The following is a 15868-nucleotide window of genomic DNA, read 5'->3' as shown; positions in this document are numbered from 1 at the left end:
CGTCTCGGGTCAAAGCCCTGATCAGGCGGGGTTCAGCCGCCGCTCCCCCGCCGGGACGGCGGTGTCGAGCGTGTTCCCCGGCGGCGGGAAGGGGCAGATGAAGTGGTCCACGAAGGCGCACGGCGGCAACAGCGCGCGGTTGAAGTCCACCGTCACCGAACCGTCCGCCGCCGGCGCCGCCGGACGGAGGAAACGGAAGCGGTAGCTGTCCCGGCCGCTGGTGGCGTCCGCGAAGACCGCCCACAGCGAGCCGTCGTCCTCGACGGCCACCCGCAGGGTGTGCTCGCCGCCGTGCAGCTCGAAGACCAGCTCCCCGGAGAGGCCGAGACCGCGCTCGACGCCGTCGGCGTTCTCGACCCGCACGCTGCGGGTCTCCCCGTACGGGCGGAAGACGCCGGGCACCACCCAGCGCTCGTCGTACGGGGTGGCCTCGATGCCCCGGAAGGCGCGGCGCGCCTCCGAGCCGGGGTCGAAGTCCCGTACCGCCCAGTGCCCTTCGCGCCGCAGGACCACGAGCCGCCGTCCCGCCGACGCGACCCGGGACTCATGGATCGGCCCGTGGTCGGCGGTGAGCCGGACCGTGCCGCTGAAGGGCTTCCCGTCGACGGTGAGCCCGTCCTCGGCGCCCGCCGAGAGGAGCACCTCGTCGCCGTCCTCCCGCCACTCGCCGGGCACGCCCGGAAGCCGCCCCTCCGGGAAGTCCGCGAGCCAGTGGGTGCCCGTGAGGGAGAGCGGGCCGTACGAGGAGGAGACCGCGGCCTCGCGCTGCTCGTGCCAGTGCTGCCAGTCCTGCTGTGGATCCGTGCTCATGGTGTTCCAGCCTTCCATACGGGCCCGGGAAGCCCGAGGTGCTCCCGGAGCGTCGTGCCGGAGTACTCCGTACGGAAGACTCCGCGTTCCTGGAGCAGCGGGACGACCCGGTCGACGAAGTCGTCGAGGCCGCCGGGGGTGAGGTGCGGGACGAGGATGAAGCCGTCGGCGGCGTCCGTGGCGACGAACTCCTCCAGAGCCGCCGCCACCGTCGCCGGAGTGCCGACGAAGGACTGCCGGCCGGTGGACTCGACGACGGTCTCGCGGATCGAGAGGCCCTTCGCCTCGGAGAGCGCCCGCCACTTCCTGGCCACCGCCACCGGGTCGGCGATCCGCACCCGGCCCTGGACGAGCGTCGATTCGGGGTCGGGGTCGATGTCCGGGAGCGGCCCGTCGGGGTCGAGGCCGGACAGGTCGCGGCCCCAGATCTGCTCCAGGGCGAGGATCGCGTTCTGCGGGGAGACCTGCTGGTGACGGATCTCGGCGGCGCGTTCCCGTGCCTCGGCGTCGGTGTCCCCGAGGACGTACGTCACGCCGGGCATGATCTTCAGGTCGCCGGGCTCCCTCCCGTACCGGGCGAGCCGGCCCTTGACGTCGGCGTAGAACCCCCGGCCGGCCTCCAGGGTGGAGTGCCGGGTGAAGATCACGTCGGCTGCCGAGGCGGCGAGCTCCCGGCCCTCGGCGGAGTCCCCGGCCTGGATGACGACCGGATGCCCCTGCGGGGAGCGCGGGACGGTGAACTCGCCCTCGATCCCGAACTGCTGCCCGCTGTGGGCGAAGGGCCGCGGGACGCCGTCCGGGGTCCAGGAGTCCCACAGCTCCCGGGCGGTGGCCAGGAACTCGGCGGCCCGCGTGTACCGGTCGGCCCGGTCGAGGTAGCCGCCGCGCCGGAAGTTCTCGCCGGTGAAGGCGTCCGACGAGGTGACGATGTTCCAGGCGGCCCGGCCCGCGCTGAGGTGGTCGAGCGAGGCGAACCGCCGGGCCAGTTCGTACGGTTCGTTGAAGGTGGCGTTGACCGTGCCGGCCAGACCGAGCCGGTCGGTGACGGCGGCGAGCGCGGTGAGGACGGTGATCGACTCGGGCCTGCCGACGACGTCGAGGTCGTGGATGCGCCCGTTGTGCTCGCGCAGCCGCAGCCCCTCGGCCAGGAAGAAGAAGTCGAAGAGGCCGCGCTCGGCGGTCCTCGCGAGGTGCTCGAAGGAGGAGAAGTCGATCTGCGATCCGGAGCGCGGATCGGCCCAGACGGTGGTGGAGTTGACACCGGGGAAGTGCGCGGCGAGATGGATCCGCTTCCGGCCCGCGGGAGTGCTCACGCGCCCGCTCCCGTCGTGGCGTACTGGCTGACGGGGCGGGTGAGCCCCAGGTGGTCGCGGAGGGTGGTGCCCCCGTAGGCCGTACGGAAGAGGCCTCGCTCCCTGAGCCGGGTCACCGTGCCGGCGGTGAACCGCTCCAGGTCCCGTTCGGGCACGGCCGGGACGAGGTGGAAGCCGTCGACCGCGCCGCCGCCGTGCCAGCCGGCGATCAGCTCGGCGAGCGCCCCCGGCCCGCCCTCGTACGCGTCGAGGTCGACGGTCGCCGACAGCAGGACGCGCAGCTGCCCGGAGTCGCGGCCGTGGGCGCGGGCCGCCCGGTGCAGTTCGGCACGCAGGGCCGCGGCCTCCTCGGCGGACGAGGCCCTGATCAGGGCCACGTCCGCGTGGTGGGCGGCGGTCTCACGGGCGGCGGGGCGGGTGGCGTCGACGACGGTCACCGGGTTGCCCTGCGGCGGCCTGGGGACGATCGAGGGGCCCTTGACCGAGAAGGTCGCGCCCTGGAAGTCGACGTGGTGGAGCTTGCGGCGGTCGACGAACCGCCCGGTCGCCGCGTCGCGTATCTCGGCGTCGTCCTCCCAGCTGTCCCAGAGCTTGCGGGAGACCTCGGCGACCTCGCCCGCCTCCTGCCAGAGCTCGGCGGTGGGCGGGACCTCGCGACGGCCGAAGAGCCGGGCCTCGGCCGCCGTCGGGGAGACCCCGATCCGCCAGCCGGCCCGGCCGCGGCTCACCCAGTCGAGGGTGGCGACGGCGGCCTGGACGTGGAAGGGCTCGGTGTGGGTGGTGGTCACGGTCGGCACGAGGCCGACGGACCGGGTCTCGGGCGCGATCCGGGCGAGGACGGCGAGCGCGTCGAGGCCGGGCCGGGCGAAGGAGTCGTCATGGGTGAGGAAGTCGAGCGCGGCGGCCTCGGCGAGCCGGGCGAGCGCGACCGCACGCGCGGCGGAGGTGGGAGGGGCGGCACTCGGGGCGCTGCCGGGGCCCGGGGTGAGCTCGGCGGCGAGATGGAGCGGTCGTGTGCTGGTCATGCGGTCTCTCTCGGGACGGAGCGGAGGGGCGGATCGCGCGAGCGGATCGCGCCGTACGGGGCGGGTCGGTTCTCGCTGCGGAGTCGGTCGGCTCCCGCCGCGGGGGCGGTCAGGTCTCGGGTGCTGAGCCGGTCGGCTCCCGCCGCGGGGGCGGTCAGTTCTCGGGTGCTGAGCCGGTCGGCTCCCGCCGCGGGGGCGGTCGGCTCCCGCTGCGGCGGGGGGCGGTCAGTTCTCGGTGCGGGGCAGGCCCGGCGGGTTGATCTCCGACTTCTTCACGGCCTCGCCGTCGAGGCCCCACCGCTTGAGGACCTGGGCGTAGGTGCCGTTCTCGATGACGTGGTCGAGGGCCGCCGCGTAGGCGGCGACGAGCCCGCTGTCCTTCTTCGTGGCGGCCGCGATCTTGCCCTGGAGCCCGGCGCCCGCACCGGAGAACCTCCCGACGATCTCCGTCTGTCCCGCGGAGAGCACGTGGTAGGCGGCGACGGGGTTGGGGCCGAGGTAGCCGTCGATCCGGCCGGACTGGAGCGCCAGGTAGTAGTCCGAGGTGTTCTGGTAGTACGTGATGTCGACCGGCTCGCGGCCCGCCTTCTCGTTCTGCGCCGACCAGTCGACGAGGATCTTCTCCTGGTTGGTGCCGGAGCCGACGGCGATCTTCTTCCCGGCCACGTCCGCGGGCCCCTTCACCGTCCAGCCGGAGCCCTTCTTCGCCTCGAAGGCGAGGTCGTCGAGGCGGTAGGTGGCGAAGTCGTACCTGTCCTTGCGCTCCTCGGTGACGGTGATGTTGGAGAAGACGGCGTCGTACTTGCCGCTGTCGAGGCCGACGAAGAGGTTCTCCCAGGAGACCGGGTGGAACTCGGGCTTCAGACCGAGGGTGTCGGCGACCAGGGTGGCGAGGTCTACCTCGACGCCGATCAGCGTCCTGTCGTCGGTGGCGTGGAAGGCGAGCGGCGGATTGCCGGTGGCGGAGACGCCGAGGACGAGCGTGCCTCTCTTGCGGACGGCCTCGGGCAGCCGCGCGGCGAGTGCGTCGACCTTGGGGGTGTGGACGCGGTTCTGCTCGGGGCTGAGGTTGATGCCGCCGCCCTTCTTCCCCTCGGGCTTGACCTCATGGGTGGCCGCGTCGCCCGAGCCGCAGGCGGTGAGGACGCCGAGGGCGGTGAGCGAGGCGAGGGCGGTGAGGACGGTGCGACGGGTCTTCATGGCTGTACTCCTGAGCGGGAAGGGGCGGTGGTCAGAGGACCTTGGAGAGGAAGGCACGGGTGCGCTCGTGGCGCGGGCTTTCGAGCACCTCGGCCGGCGGTCCCTGCTCGACGATCCGGCCCTCGTCCATGAAGACCACGGTGTCGGCGACCTCGCGGGCGAAGCCGATCTCGTGGGTGACGACGATCATGGTGGTGCCGGAGGCGGCGAGGTCCTTGATGACGTCGAGGACCTCGCCGACCAGTTCGGGGTCGAGCGCGGAGGTCGGCTCGTCGAAGAGGAGCAGGCCGGGTTCGAGCGCGAGCGCGCGGGCGATGGCCACCCGCTGCTGCTGTCCGCCGGAGAGCTGCTTGGGGTACGCCTCCGCCTTGTCGGCGAGGCCGACGCGCGTCAGGAGCTGCCGGGCCGCGGCCTCGGCGTCCTTGCGGGGGCGCTTCAGGGCCGAGACGGGGGCCTCGACGATGTTCTCCAGGACGGTCAGGTGCGGGAAGAGGTGGAAGTTCTGGAAGACGAAGCCGATCCGGGTGCGCTGCTTGAGGATCTCGCGCTCGCGGAGCTCGTAGAGCCTGTTCCCTGAGCGGCGGTAGCCGACGAGGGTGCCGTCGACGCTGACGGTGCCGCTGTCGACCTTCTCCAGGTGGTTGATGGTCCGCAGGAGGGTGGACTTGCCGGAGCCCGAGGGGCCGAGGACGACGGTGACCTCGTCGGCGCGGACGTCGAGGTCGATGCCGCGCAGGACGTGCAGCGGGCCGAAGGTCTTGTGGACGGCCCGGATCTCGACCTTGGCGGTGGCGTCGGGCGGGGTGGCGGAGCTCATCGGACGCTCCCCTTCGCGTAGTGGCGTTCGACGTAGTGCTGGACGACGGAGAGCGCGGTGGTGAGCAGGACGTACCAGGCGGTGGCGACCATCAGGAGCGGGACGACCCGTCCGTTGCGGCCGTAGACGACCTGGACCTGGTAGAAGAGTTCGCCGATCGCCATGACGGAGACGATCGAGGTGCCCTTGAAGAGCGAGATGATCTCGTTGGCGGCGTTGGGCAGGATCGAGCGCATCGCCTGCGGCAGCACGATCCGCCGCACCTGCCGGAGCCTCGGGATGCCGAGCGAGGCGGCGGCCTCCGACTGGCCCTCGTCCACGGCGAGTACGCCGCCGCGGACGATCTCCGCCGCGTAGGCCGCCTGGTGCAGGGCGAGGCCGAGGACGGCGGCGCTCATCTCGCCGACCAGGCCCGTCGTCTCGAAGGAGAAGAGGCTCGGCCCGAAGGGGATGCCAATGCTCAACTCCTCGTAGAGATAGGCGAGGTTGAACCAGAAGAGCAGCTGGACGATGAGCGGGATGGAGCGGAACGCCCAGATGTAGCCGAAGGCGACGGCCCGCAGGAACGGGCTGGCCGACAGGCGCATGAAGGCGAGCACGATCCCGAGGGCGAAGCCGAGGGCGGTGCCGTGGAAGGTGAGCTGGAGGGTGACCCAGACGGCCTGGAGGATCGTCTCCGTGGTGAAGAACGCGGCGAAGACGTCCCACTCCCAGCCGGGGTTGGTGACGAGGCCGTGGGCGAACTGGGTGAGCAGGACGGCGGTGGCGGCGACGGCGAGCCAGCGCCAGGGGTGCCGTACGGGCACCACGACGGTCACGGCGGGCGCCGGCGTGGCGGGCGGGTCCTTCACGACGCTTTCGGTGGCGGGCGGATCGCTGGTGACAGGCATGGCGGTTCCTCGGAAGGGGCGGAAGAGAGGCGGGAGGTGCGCGGAGTCAGGCGCTCAGCGGCGCCGGCAGCCGACACGCCCGGTCGCGCAGGAACGTCAGCGCGGCCCGCGCGGTGACGTCGTTCTGCCGGAAGGGAACCCCTCCGGTACGGGGCCGGGTGAAGGCGCTGTCCGTGCGGGCGGTGGTGTGCGGACCGAGCGCGAAGCGGCGCGGGTGCGGGCTTCCGTCGCGCTCCAGGATCCGGCCGTCGACGGGGTCGACGACGAGGAGGCCGCTGGTGGTGGCCCGTGCGCCGTCCTCGTGCAGGGCGCGGAGGAGCGGGCTGCGGGTGAGTTCGAGGGTGGGGTCGGGGAGCCGGGCCTCGACGAGGGCGCGGGCCTCGGTCCACTCCCCCGGTACGGCCGCGGAGGCGGCCCGGAAGAGTCCGCGTGTCTCGTCGGCCTCGACGGTGACCTGGGGCCCGAGGAAGCGGACGACTCCGGCGCGGGAGAGGGCGAGGAGCCGGCGCAGCCGGGGGCCGGGCGGCCCGGAGGCGAGGTAGCTGAAGAAGCCGTGCCACCAGCCGCCGAGGTCGACGCGGTCTCCGAGTCGCAGGAGCTGTCCGTAGACGGAGAGCAGGCCGGCGAAGACGGCGGCGTCGGAGCTGTGCACGGGGTCGTGACGGCGGGCCAGGTCGGCGGTGATGTAGTCGCGCAGTCCGTCCTGGAGGTCGTGCGCCGAGGTGAAGCGGATGCCGTCGAGGGGGTGGTCGAGGGCGTCCAGGTCGAGCCGGTCGGCGGGGTCGGGGACGGCCGCCGCGACGAGGGCGGCGAGTTCCGCCCCGCGCGGCGGCGCTGCCGCGTAGGCCCGCTCGAAGGCGGACCAGGCGAGTGTGGTCCGCTCGGGGTGGGTGGAGAAGAGCCGGTGGTAGTGGGCCCAGCCGAGTTCCTTGTCGACCAGGGGCCACACGTCGCGCCGGAAGTCGATCGGTGCGCGCCGTCTCAGCAGGGCGTCGGTCTGCCCGGGGCCGAAGAAGCGGGGCAGTGGGGGCCGTTCGCCGTCGAGGACGTAGCCGATCTTGGAGTGGTACGGGACTCCCCGCCGCGATCCGACGTGCAGCACCGGCTCCTTGCCCGAGGGCACGTAGACGAGCGCGTCGCCCTCGCCCTCGTACCGCCCGCCGCGGCCCTCGGTGAGCAGCACCATCAGGTCGACGAAGGCGAGGCCGAAGCCGCGGACGAGGACGGACTCGCCGGCGGGCAGGGCCGTGAGGTCGGTGTCGGCGGTGAAGTCGGGCGGCAGGTGGACGAGGCCGTGGCGGGCGGCGAAGTCGGTCAGGGCCCGCTGCTCGGGGTCGGGTTCGGCGTCGAGGTGGCCGACGGTGAGGACGACGAGGTCGGCGAGGAGGGGCAGGGCGCTGCCCTCCAGCCAGACCCGCTGGCGTCCCTCGCGGGGGCCGCCGATCCGCAGGGCGGTGGTGCGGTGGTCGTGGACGGTGACGGAGGCGGGCAGCGCGGCGCGGGCCCGCTCGTACACCCAGCGCAGATAGGCGCCCTGCTGGGGGCGGGTGGGGAAGGCGCGTCCTTCGATGCCGGCCCATTCGGCGACCGTGGGTCCGGGCCGGACGGGGCCCGCCAGGTCCACGGTCTCGTCGGTGAACATGGTGACGTCCTCGGCCCGGGAGTTCATCCAGAGCAGCGGGGACTGCGCGGTGCGCCAGATCCGGCCGGGCCCCGGCGGGTGCGGGTCGACGAGGTGGAGGTCGAGGGGGCCGTCGCCGTACAGCTCGGGCAGGTTGGCGGCGAGCCGTTCGAGGAGGCCGGTCCCGCGCGGCCCGGCGCCGACGATCACGATCGACGGGCGGGCGCTCATCGCGCACCGGCCGTGCCGCGGGCGTAGTGCCGCTCGACGTAGTGCTGGCCGAGGCTGAGGACCGAGGTGACGGCGACGTACCAGAGCGTGGCGACGAGGAGCAGCGGGATGACCTCGTACGTGCGGTGGTAGACGAGCTGTGTGGAGTAGAGCAGGTCCTGGACGGCGATGACGGAGACGATCGACGTGCCCTTGAGGGTGCCGATCAGCATGTTCCCGGCGGGCGGGACGATGGCGCGCATGGCCTGCGGCAGCACGATCCGGAAGAGCCGGCGCCCCCGGCCGAGTCCGAGGGACTCGGCGGCCTCGATCTGTCCCCGGTCGACGGAGAGGATGCCGCCGCGCACGACTTCGGCGGCGTAGGCGGCCTCGTGCAGGGTGAGGCCGATGACGGCGACGGACAAGGGGCCGAGGAGGTTGACCGTGTTCACGCCGAGGATCTGCGGGTAGAGCGCTCCGATGTTGAACCAGAAGAGCAGCTGGACCAGGATCGGGGTGGACCGGAAGAACCACACGTATCCCCAACCGACCGCGCGGAGCACGGGGTTGGCGGAGAGCCGGAGGACCGCGAGCAGCGTCCCGAGGACGAAGCCGAGGGCCATGACGACGGCGGTCAGCCACAGGGTGAGGCCGAGGCCGCGCAGGACGGACGCGGAGGTGAAGTAGTCGGCGACCACGTCCCACTGGAAGGCCTTGTTGCGGACGACCGAGACGAGGACGAGGGCGAGGAGGACGAGGACGAGGGCCGCGGCGGTCCACTGCCCGGCGCGGCGGGCGGGGACGACGCGAGGCGGTGGTTCGGCCGACGGGGCCGTGGAGGGGGTGGTGAGCAGGGTCGCGGACATGGCGAGGACTCCGTGGATGCCAGAGGCGGATCGAACACGGGGGTGGCGCCTTCACACGCACTGAGCACACGCACTGAGCACGGATCCGGGCCCCTCAGCCCGATCCGCCCTTCGAGGCTATGCGGTCAACACGGCCCGCTGTCAAGGGTGTCCGCACTGTGAGCCGTACGTCTCATCGCGGTTGACGGGGGAACGGTTGCCTGTTCCACTGGGGCCATGCATCCGCAGCAGCTGGTCACGCGCTCCCACATCGACTTCGGTCGCGTGTGGTCCTCTTCCTGTTGAGCCGACCCTCCGCTGTGCCCCGCCCGCGTGCTGTTCTCCGCGGCGCCTTCACCTCAAGGCCCCTCGTGGCTGCCTGAGCTCTCCCCTCCCCTCGCCCTGCCCTGCCCTGCCGTCCTCCTTCCTTCCGAGGGACGACGCCGCCCTCCTTCGTCCTGAAGGACCGTCATGACCTTCGCGTTGTCCGTGCACCGGACCACGACCACCGACGCCCTTGCCCGCCCGCTCCTCGACGAGCTGGCGCACGAGTACACGACCCGGTACGGCTCCGCGCACGATCTGAGCCGCTACCCGGCGGAGGAGTTCGCCCCTCCCCACGGCGCCTTCCTGCTCCTCCTGGAGCAGGGAAGGCCCGTGGCGGGCGGCGCCTACCGCCGCTACGACGACCGCACCGCCGAACTCAAGAGGATCTGGACGGACTCGGCACACCGCAGGCGCGGCCTCGCCCGCCGTGTCCTGACCGTGCTCGAACGGGAGGCCGCCACCTGCGGCTACACCCGGATCTTCCTGACGACCGGACCGCGCCAGCCCGAGGCCAGGGGCCTCTATCTGGCCGGCGGCTACCGCCCGCTGTTCGACGTGACCGCCGATCCCGAGTCGATCGGCCCGCTGCCCTTCGAGAAACTCCTGGAGAACCCGAAGCCATGAGCACGCCCACGAGTTCCGGTACCGCCCGCACCACCGTCGCCTTCGCGCTGATCACCGCGGCCGCGCTCACGCTCACCGCCTGCGCGGGCGGCGAGCCCGCGACGGCGCCGGCCGGGGCGGCGGGTGCCCCCGCGACAGCGCTCCCGACCGAGGACGTGGTGTCGGCGGTCGCGAGGAACGAGGCCGCCGCGAAACTGCTCCCCGCCGAGGTACGGCGGCGGGGCAGCCTCACGCTCGCCTCCTCGGTCGCGACCCCGCCCAGCTCGGCCTATCTGCCGGACGGCACGACCGTGGTGGGCGTGGACGCCGACTTCGCGGGCGCCGTGGCGAAGGCCCTGGGTCTGGAGCTGAAGCGCGAGGTGGTCGGCTTCGAGGCGATCCTGCCGGCGCTCGGCAGCGGCAAGTACGACGTCGGCACCGGGAACTTCGGTGTGACGGAGGAGCGGCGCGAGGCCATCGACTTCGTCACGTACATCAACGACGGGCAGGGGTTCGCGAGCCGTGCCGACAGCCCGCTGAAGCCGGTCACCGACCTCACCCAGCTGTGCGGCCTGAAGGTGGCCGTGAACGCGGGCACCACCTTCGAACGGACCCTGGAGCAGAACAAGGGCCGCTGCGCGGAGGCCGGCGAGAAGCCGTACGAGGTGAACGTCTACAGCGAGACGGGAGCGATCTGGATGTCGCTCCAGCAGGGCCGCAGCGACGTCGTGATGAACACGATCAACGGGGTGCGGTACGCGGTGACGCAGCAGCGGAACGTGAAGTTCCTGGGCGAGTACCGGCGCCTCGACGTCGGCTTCGCCTTCAGGAAGGGCACCCCGCTCGCGCCCGCCTTCCAGGCCGCGGTGAACGGCCTGAAGGCGGACGGGACGTACGACAGGATCCTGCGGAAGTGGGGGGTGACGGCGTCGGGGATCGAGCGGTCGCGGATCTCCCCGCCGGAGATCCCGGGACCGGCGAAGTGAACGGCCGTCAGCAGTCGCAGCCGCAGCCGCAGTCGCCGCAGCAGCCCTCCCCCTCGCAGCAGGAGGAGCAGTTGCTGCAGCAGTCACAGCAGTCGCAGCAGTTGCCGGGGTCGCACTGCTGGCAGAGCCCGTCGCGCCGCTGACGGCTCCAGGGGTCCTCGAAGGACCCGCAGCACATCTGGCAGGTGCAGGCCAGGCCGACCCAGAGGGCGCATCCGGCGATCAGCCCGCGCCGGTTGGGCGGTCCGGGCGGGAGCGGCCCGCCGGGACCACCGGGGCCGCCGGGACCGGGGGCGTACGGTCCGCCGGGGCCGCCGGGGCCGCCGGGACCGGGGGCGTACGGGTTGCCGGGCACGGGTCCCGGGCCGTTCGGGGCGTACGGGTTCCCCGGCACCGGCCCCTGACCGTGGACGGCCCCGTGGCCGTGGCCCGCTCCGTGATCGTGGCCCGCTCCGTGCCCCTGTCCCGCCTCCGCCCCGGGCGCCATGTGCGAGCAGCTCGTCGTGCCGAAGGCGCGGTTCACCGAGGTGCGGAGTTCGTGGGCGAGGAGGACGTGGGCCAGCTTGCCGTCGGCGAACTCGGCGTCCCGCAGCGCGAGCCGGATGCCGTGGAGGGCGTCGTCGGCGAGCCTGCGGGCCTCCTCGCGGGAGGTGCCGGTCGCGGTGAGCGGGTTCCAGGCGCCGCTCGCCGCGTCGGCGGCCTGGTCCTCGACGGCGTCCAGGAGGTGGGCGAGGCGGCCGAAGAGCCGGCCCGCCTCGGCGAGCGGTTCCGCGTTCCCCGGCCGTCCGGCGAGGACGGCGGTGTGGGCGAAGGCGGCCGCGGTCGCGGTCTCGGTCGGTTCGGTGACGGCGAGCAGGGAGGTGCCGGGCCCGGCGAGGGCCTCGATCCCGGTCTGGCGGTCGACGGCGTCGACGAGCACCGCGGTGTCGAAGCCGAGGGCTCGGCCGGTCCTGGCGCCGGCCCGGTCCCAGGAGCGGGCGACCCGGCGGGCCGCGGCGGCGACGGGCCGCCGGGCCAACAGGCCGTCACGGTCGGCGACGTGGTCGCGTACCTTCGCCGAGGCGAGGACGAGCGAGACGGCGGCGGCGAGGCGCGCGCCCTCGCCCTGGGCCACGGGAGCGGTCCGCATCCCGCGCAGCGGGCAGGGTCCCGCGGTACGCCGGCCGCTGGTGACCGCCCCCGTCTGAGCCTCCGTCAGGACGGAGACTATGAGTCCGTCGTAGTTGGTGACGACGCGGGCGAACTGGCCGTGGTCGGCACGAAGTGCCAGGCAGAGGCCGCAGAGGTGGGCCATCCACTCGACCTTGAGGCCGTCGGTGAGCCGATGTGTGCAGGGCCTGACGATTCCGAACAAGAGACTCCCCCGTGGGCTGTGCGCGGCGCCGCCGAGCGGCCTCGCGGCATGGTAGCGAGCGGGTGTGTTCACCCGTACGCGCCCATCGTCACCCTTCCGGCACGACTTTCATATTTTCAGCTACATGGCTCACCCTCAGCCCCCGCATACCGCAAGTTTCCTGACGAATCGCCAGGAAACGGTGCTCACGTTCTGCACCAGTACCGTCACGAATCTCCAGCGCGGCGCCCAACCACTTGGCGCGCGATCCGCATCATGGACGACGATAGGGACATGCGGAACCACAAGTGACCGCGCGAAAGGAGGCGTCCATGGGATCGGTGCGCAAGGCGAGTGCCTGGCTGGGACTCGTCGAGGACAACGACGAGCGTTACTACGACGACGAGTACGCCGACGGTGCCGAGGGCGGCGACGCCTGGGTGACGGACCCCCGCGTCCGGGTGGCCACGGACACCGCCGAGGAGCGGGGCCGCCGGATCGCCACCGTCTCCCCGGACGGCTTCCGGGACGCCCGTGGCATCGGCGAGCTCTTCCGGGACGGGGTTCCGGTGATCGTGAACCTCACCGCGATGGAGCCGAACGACGCCAAGCGCGTGGTCGACTTCGCCGCCGGTCTCGCCTTCGGTCTGCGCGGTTCGATCGAGCGCGTGGCGACGCGGGTCTTCCTGCTGACCCCGGCCGACACCCAGATCGTCACCGGCGAGACGGGCCGACGTCGGCAGGACGGTTTCTTCAACCAGAGCTGAGCGGGTCCGCCGGTACGGCCGGGCACCTCCCGAACGATCGGGTCAGTGCGCCGGACGCCCCGAGCCGGCGGGCTCGATCGCTTCCCGGGTCGCGGGCACCCGCGGCTCGGACGGTCGGGCGAGCCCGGCCGGCTCCACAGCCGCGACCGCCGCCGGGGGCCCCGAAGGCTCCGAGGGCCCCGAGCACTCCACCCGCTTCGAAAGACCCCGCACGGCCGACTCCACCGCCGGTTCCGCTGTCTCTTCCGGAGCGACCGGATCCACCGGGCACTCCATCACCCGGGGCAGCCGCCGCGCCATCACCGCGCCGAGGAGCAGCAGCCCCGCGCTCACGAAGAGCGTGATGTGCAGCCCGTTCACGAAGGCGTGCCGGGCCGCCTGGTGCAGCGCGCCGCCGGCCGCGCCGCCGAGCTGGTCGGCGACCTGATAGGCCTCGCCGAGCGAGTTCGCGGCGGCCCTGCTCGCCTCCTCCGGCACCCCGGGGACGGCGGCGAGCCCGGGGCCGTAGGCCGCGTTCATCACACTGCCGAGCAGCGCGATGCCGATGCCCGCGCCGAGCTGGTACGAGGTCTCGCCGATCGCGGCCGCACCGCCCGCGCTGCGCTGCGGCGCCTCGCTGAGCATCGACTCGTACGCCGAGAAGAGCGTGGTCTGCAGACCGAAGCCGAGCAGGACGAAGCCCACCGTGAGCAGCAGCGGCCGGTCGTGCTGTCCCATGAACGTGAGGAGCAGCACGGCGGAGGCGGTGAGGACGAAGCCCCAGCCGACCATCCGGCGCGGCCCGATCCTGCGCAGGGTGTACGAGCCGGTGGCGCCCGCGGCCATGGCGGCGAAGGTGAGCGGGAGCAGCCGGAGCCCGGTCTCCAGGGGGGTGAGGCCCAGGACCAGCTGGAGGTACTGGACGGCGATCAGCTCCAGGCCGACCAGGGCCAGCATGCCGATGACGATGCAGCCGACCGAGGTGGTGAAGGCCGCCCGGGAGAAGAGCCCCATGTCGATCAGCGGGTGCAGGCGCCGCTTCTGCCGCCGTACGAAGAGGACGAGGAGCGCGGCGCCGAGCAGCAGCGGCCCGGCGGTCGGCAGGGCGAGGATCGGATCGCCGGCCCCGGCGCGCTTGACGCCGAGGACGCAGCCGAGCACTCCGGCGGCGGCCATGAGCGCGCCGAGGACGTCCCAGGGTCCGTCGGCCGTCCCCCGGGACTCGGGGAGGAGGCGGCGGCCGAGCGGCAGGATCAGTGCCATCAGCGGAATGTTGATGAGGAAGACGGAGCCCCACCAGTAGTGCTCGACGAGGAAGCCGCCGAGGACCGGTCCCGCGGCGGCGCCGACCGCGGCGACCGCGGTCCAGACGCCGATGGCGGTGGCGCGCTCCCGCCGGTCGGGGAAGACCGTCCGGAGGATGGAGAGCGTGGCGGGCATGATCATGGCGCCGCCGACGCCGAGCAGCGCGCGGGCCGCGATGAGGACCGAGGGTTCGGTGGCGAGGGCGGCGACAGCCGAGGCGATGCCGAACAGCGCGTAGCCGAGGAGGAGGATCCTGCGCCGTCCGACCCGGTCCCCGAGGGTGCCGAAGAGGATGAGGAGCGAGGCGCAGATCAGGGGGTAGGCGTCGACGATCCAGAGCAGCGCGGTGGAGCTGGGGCGCAGGTCCTCGGTGAGCGAGGGGACGGCGACGTGGAGGATGGTCGCGTCGAGGGCGACCAGGAGAAGGCTGACGCAGAGGACGAGGAGGACGACCCAGCGGTTGACTCCGCCGACGGCGGCGGGCGTTCGCTCTTGGGCCGTGTTCGTCCGCGACATGTACGTACCTCCCAGTGAAGCTCTCGCGCTCGGCGGGCCCCGACCAGGGCTTATGCCCCTGGGGCGGCCCGGCATCGACGGGCGAGTGAGCCGTCAGCGTACGCGAGTCCGAGGCCCGAGCGCGTGGTGCAGCTCTCACCCCGGCGGCCCCGCCGGTGTGGCGTACGCCACTCGGGGCGGCGCGCGCGTCGCATGGAATTCCGTACGGACGTCTGTTTGACGCAATTCCCGCGCGTTCAAACACCCTTCCGGAATGACCCGTGCGGCAATAGGGCGGAAGGTCATCGGATTTCCCGACGGACGTCGGTAATAGGACGCCCACTGAGACCTACTCCACATCACATCAACATCACGAAGGGAGCGGATCGACCGGGTCTGCTTCTCACTCCCTGTAACGTCGATTGGGTGCGTACCGACATCTTTGCCCGGCTGGACCGGGAGCCGGAACCGCCGAAGATAGAGGTCCCGCGGATGACCCGCACGCGTCTCGCCCTCTTCGGCGGGACGTCGGCGTTCTATCTCGCCATGGTCGTCGCCGTGCTCCTGTCGACCTGGCTGGTGACCCTCGACTGGAAGATCATGCTCTTCCGGCCGTACCAGCAGTGGCCCGGGATCCACGGCTTCCTCGACTACTACGTCGTCCTCGGTCAGCGCGGTCCCACGGCCGTCATGGTGGCCGCCTGGCTGGGCTGGCGCTCCTGGCGCCAGCACACCCTCCGCCCCCTGCTGTGCCTCGGCGCCGCCCTCCTGCTGCTCAACGTGTCGGTCGGCGCGGTCAAGCTCGGCCTCGGCCGCCTCGGACCGCACTACGCGACCCAGGTCGGCTCCGCCGAGCTCTTCGCGGGCGGCGATATATTCCCCTCCGGTCACACCGCCAACGCCGTGGTGACGTGGGGCATCCTCGCCTATCTGGCGACCACGCCGAGGGCCAGGCGCTATCTGTCGGCGCTCTCCGCCGTGGTCGCGCTCGGCGTCGGACTCACCACCGTCTACCTGGGCACGCACTGGCTGAGCGACGTCCTCCTCGGCTGGGCGGCGGGGCTCCTCATCCTGCTCGCGCTGCCCTGGTGCGAGCCGGTCCTCGCCGTGGCGGAGTCGTGGATCCTCGCCGTGCGCGACCGGGTGCGGGAGCGGCTGCGGGACCGCCGCCGTCTGGTGCCCTCGCTGCCCGTGGCCTCCGGCGGCCCGCGCCCGGGGTTCTTCCCGCCGCGTCCGGCCGGCTCGGAGGAGCCGGTCCGGGAGGCCGTGGGAGTGGCCGCCCGCCGCACCCCGGCGACCCGCGGCTGACCACCGCCGCGTCACGACGCACGACGAAAGGGCC

General features: G+C 72.8%; 14 protein-coding genes. 4 read left to right on the top strand and 10 right to left on the bottom strand.

The window, feature by feature from the left end:
• Positions 1 to 21 precede the first annotated feature (21 nt).
• The 8 genes from ACZ4VK_RS20155 to ACZ4VK_RS20120 form a co-directional block, all read right to left on the bottom strand.
• Positions 22 to 810, bottom strand: a complete 789-nt coding sequence (locus ACZ4VK_RS20155; RefSeq protein WP_468353730.1) for a DUF1684 domain-containing protein — start codon at positions 808 to 810, stop codon at positions 22 to 24.
• Positions 807 to 2096, bottom strand: coding sequence for an NtaA/DmoA family FMN-dependent monooxygenase (locus ACZ4VK_RS20150; RefSeq protein ID WP_468354323.1), 1290 nt, complete (start codon positions 2094 to 2096; stop codon positions 807 to 809). Before ACZ4VK_RS20150 ends, ACZ4VK_RS20155 begins: the two co-directional genes overlap by 4 nt.
• 23 nt (positions 2097 to 2119) lie before the next feature.
• Positions 2120 to 3148, bottom strand: coding sequence for an LLM class flavin-dependent oxidoreductase (locus ACZ4VK_RS20145; protein ID WP_468353729.1), 1029 nt, complete (start codon positions 3146 to 3148; stop codon positions 2120 to 2122).
• 225 nt (positions 3149 to 3373) lie between these two features.
• Positions 3374 to 4348: an ABC transporter substrate-binding protein gene (locus tag ACZ4VK_RS20140; RefSeq protein WP_468353728.1), complete on the bottom strand. Its 975-nt coding sequence runs from the start codon at positions 4346 to 4348 to the stop codon at positions 3374 to 3376.
• A 31-nt stretch (positions 4349 to 4379) separates the two neighbouring features.
• Positions 4380 to 5165, bottom strand: a complete 786-nt coding sequence (locus ACZ4VK_RS20135; RefSeq protein ID WP_468353727.1) for an amino acid ABC transporter ATP-binding protein — start codon at positions 5163 to 5165, stop codon at positions 4380 to 4382.
• Complete coding sequence (locus ACZ4VK_RS20130) at positions 5162 to 6055, bottom strand: amino acid ABC transporter permease (RefSeq protein WP_468353726.1); 894 nt, start codon at positions 6053 to 6055, stop codon at positions 5162 to 5164. The genes ACZ4VK_RS20135 and ACZ4VK_RS20130 overlap by 4 nt, the downstream gene beginning before the upstream one ends.
• 46 nt (positions 6056 to 6101) lie before the next feature.
• A complete protein-coding gene (locus tag ACZ4VK_RS20125) occupies positions 6102 to 7907 on the bottom strand; it encodes an FAD/NAD(P)-binding protein (RefSeq protein WP_468353725.1) in 1806 nt (601 codons plus the stop codon).
• Positions 7904 to 8752 carry an amino acid ABC transporter permease gene (locus ACZ4VK_RS20120; protein ID WP_468353724.1) on the bottom strand — a complete coding sequence of 283 codons (849 nt, stop codon included), beginning with the start codon at positions 8750 to 8752 and terminating at the stop codon, positions 7904 to 7906. Before ACZ4VK_RS20120 ends, ACZ4VK_RS20125 begins: the two co-directional genes overlap by 4 nt.
• A 450-nt stretch (positions 8753 to 9202) precedes the next feature.
• Here ACZ4VK_RS20120 and ACZ4VK_RS20115 point away from each other — a divergent pair, with 450 nt between their 5' ends.
• Both ACZ4VK_RS20115 and ACZ4VK_RS20110 read left to right on the top strand, forming a co-directional pair.
• Positions 9203 to 9682: a GNAT family N-acetyltransferase gene (locus ACZ4VK_RS20115; protein WP_468353723.1), complete on the top strand. Its 480-nt coding sequence runs from the start codon at positions 9203 to 9205 to the stop codon at positions 9680 to 9682.
• Positions 9679 to 10647, top strand: a complete 969-nt coding sequence (locus tag ACZ4VK_RS20110) for an ABC transporter substrate-binding protein (protein ID WP_468353722.1) — start codon at positions 9679 to 9681, stop codon at positions 10645 to 10647. Before ACZ4VK_RS20115 ends, ACZ4VK_RS20110 begins: the two co-directional genes overlap by 4 nt.
• A gap of 7 nt (positions 10648 to 10654) precedes the next feature.
• On the opposite strand, the gene ACZ4VK_RS20105 is transcribed toward ACZ4VK_RS20110, so the two are convergent.
• Positions 10655 to 12001 (bottom strand): DUF5685 family protein, encoded by a 1347-nt coding sequence (locus tag ACZ4VK_RS20105; RefSeq protein ID WP_468353721.1) that lies wholly within the window; start codon positions 11999 to 12001, stop codon positions 10655 to 10657.
• Between the two features lie 311 nt (positions 12002 to 12312).
• Between ACZ4VK_RS20105 and ACZ4VK_RS20100 the strand changes: the two genes are divergently transcribed.
• Positions 12313 to 12747 (top strand): cell division protein SepF, encoded by a 435-nt coding sequence (locus tag ACZ4VK_RS20100; RefSeq protein ID WP_123450830.1) that lies wholly within the window; start codon positions 12313 to 12315, stop codon positions 12745 to 12747.
• Positions 12748 to 12789: 42 nt separating this feature from the next.
• On the opposite strand, the gene ACZ4VK_RS20095 is transcribed toward ACZ4VK_RS20100, so the two are convergent.
• Positions 12790 to 14547 (bottom strand): MFS transporter, encoded by a 1758-nt coding sequence (locus ACZ4VK_RS20095; RefSeq protein WP_468353720.1) that lies wholly within the window; start codon positions 14545 to 14547, stop codon positions 12790 to 12792.
• Between the two features lie 471 nt (positions 14548 to 15018).
• Between ACZ4VK_RS20095 and ACZ4VK_RS20090 the strand changes: the two genes are divergently transcribed.
• Positions 15019 to 15834, top strand: coding sequence for a phosphatase PAP2 family protein (locus tag ACZ4VK_RS20090; protein WP_468353719.1), 816 nt, complete (start codon positions 15019 to 15021; stop codon positions 15832 to 15834).
• Positions 15835 to 15868: the final 34 nt, after the last annotated feature.

This window comes from Streptomyces sp. NPDC028711 (genome assembly GCF_055565415.1).
The sequence above is the reverse complement of the archived record's forward strand: the minus strand, read 5'-3'. Positions and strand labels throughout refer to the sequence as shown.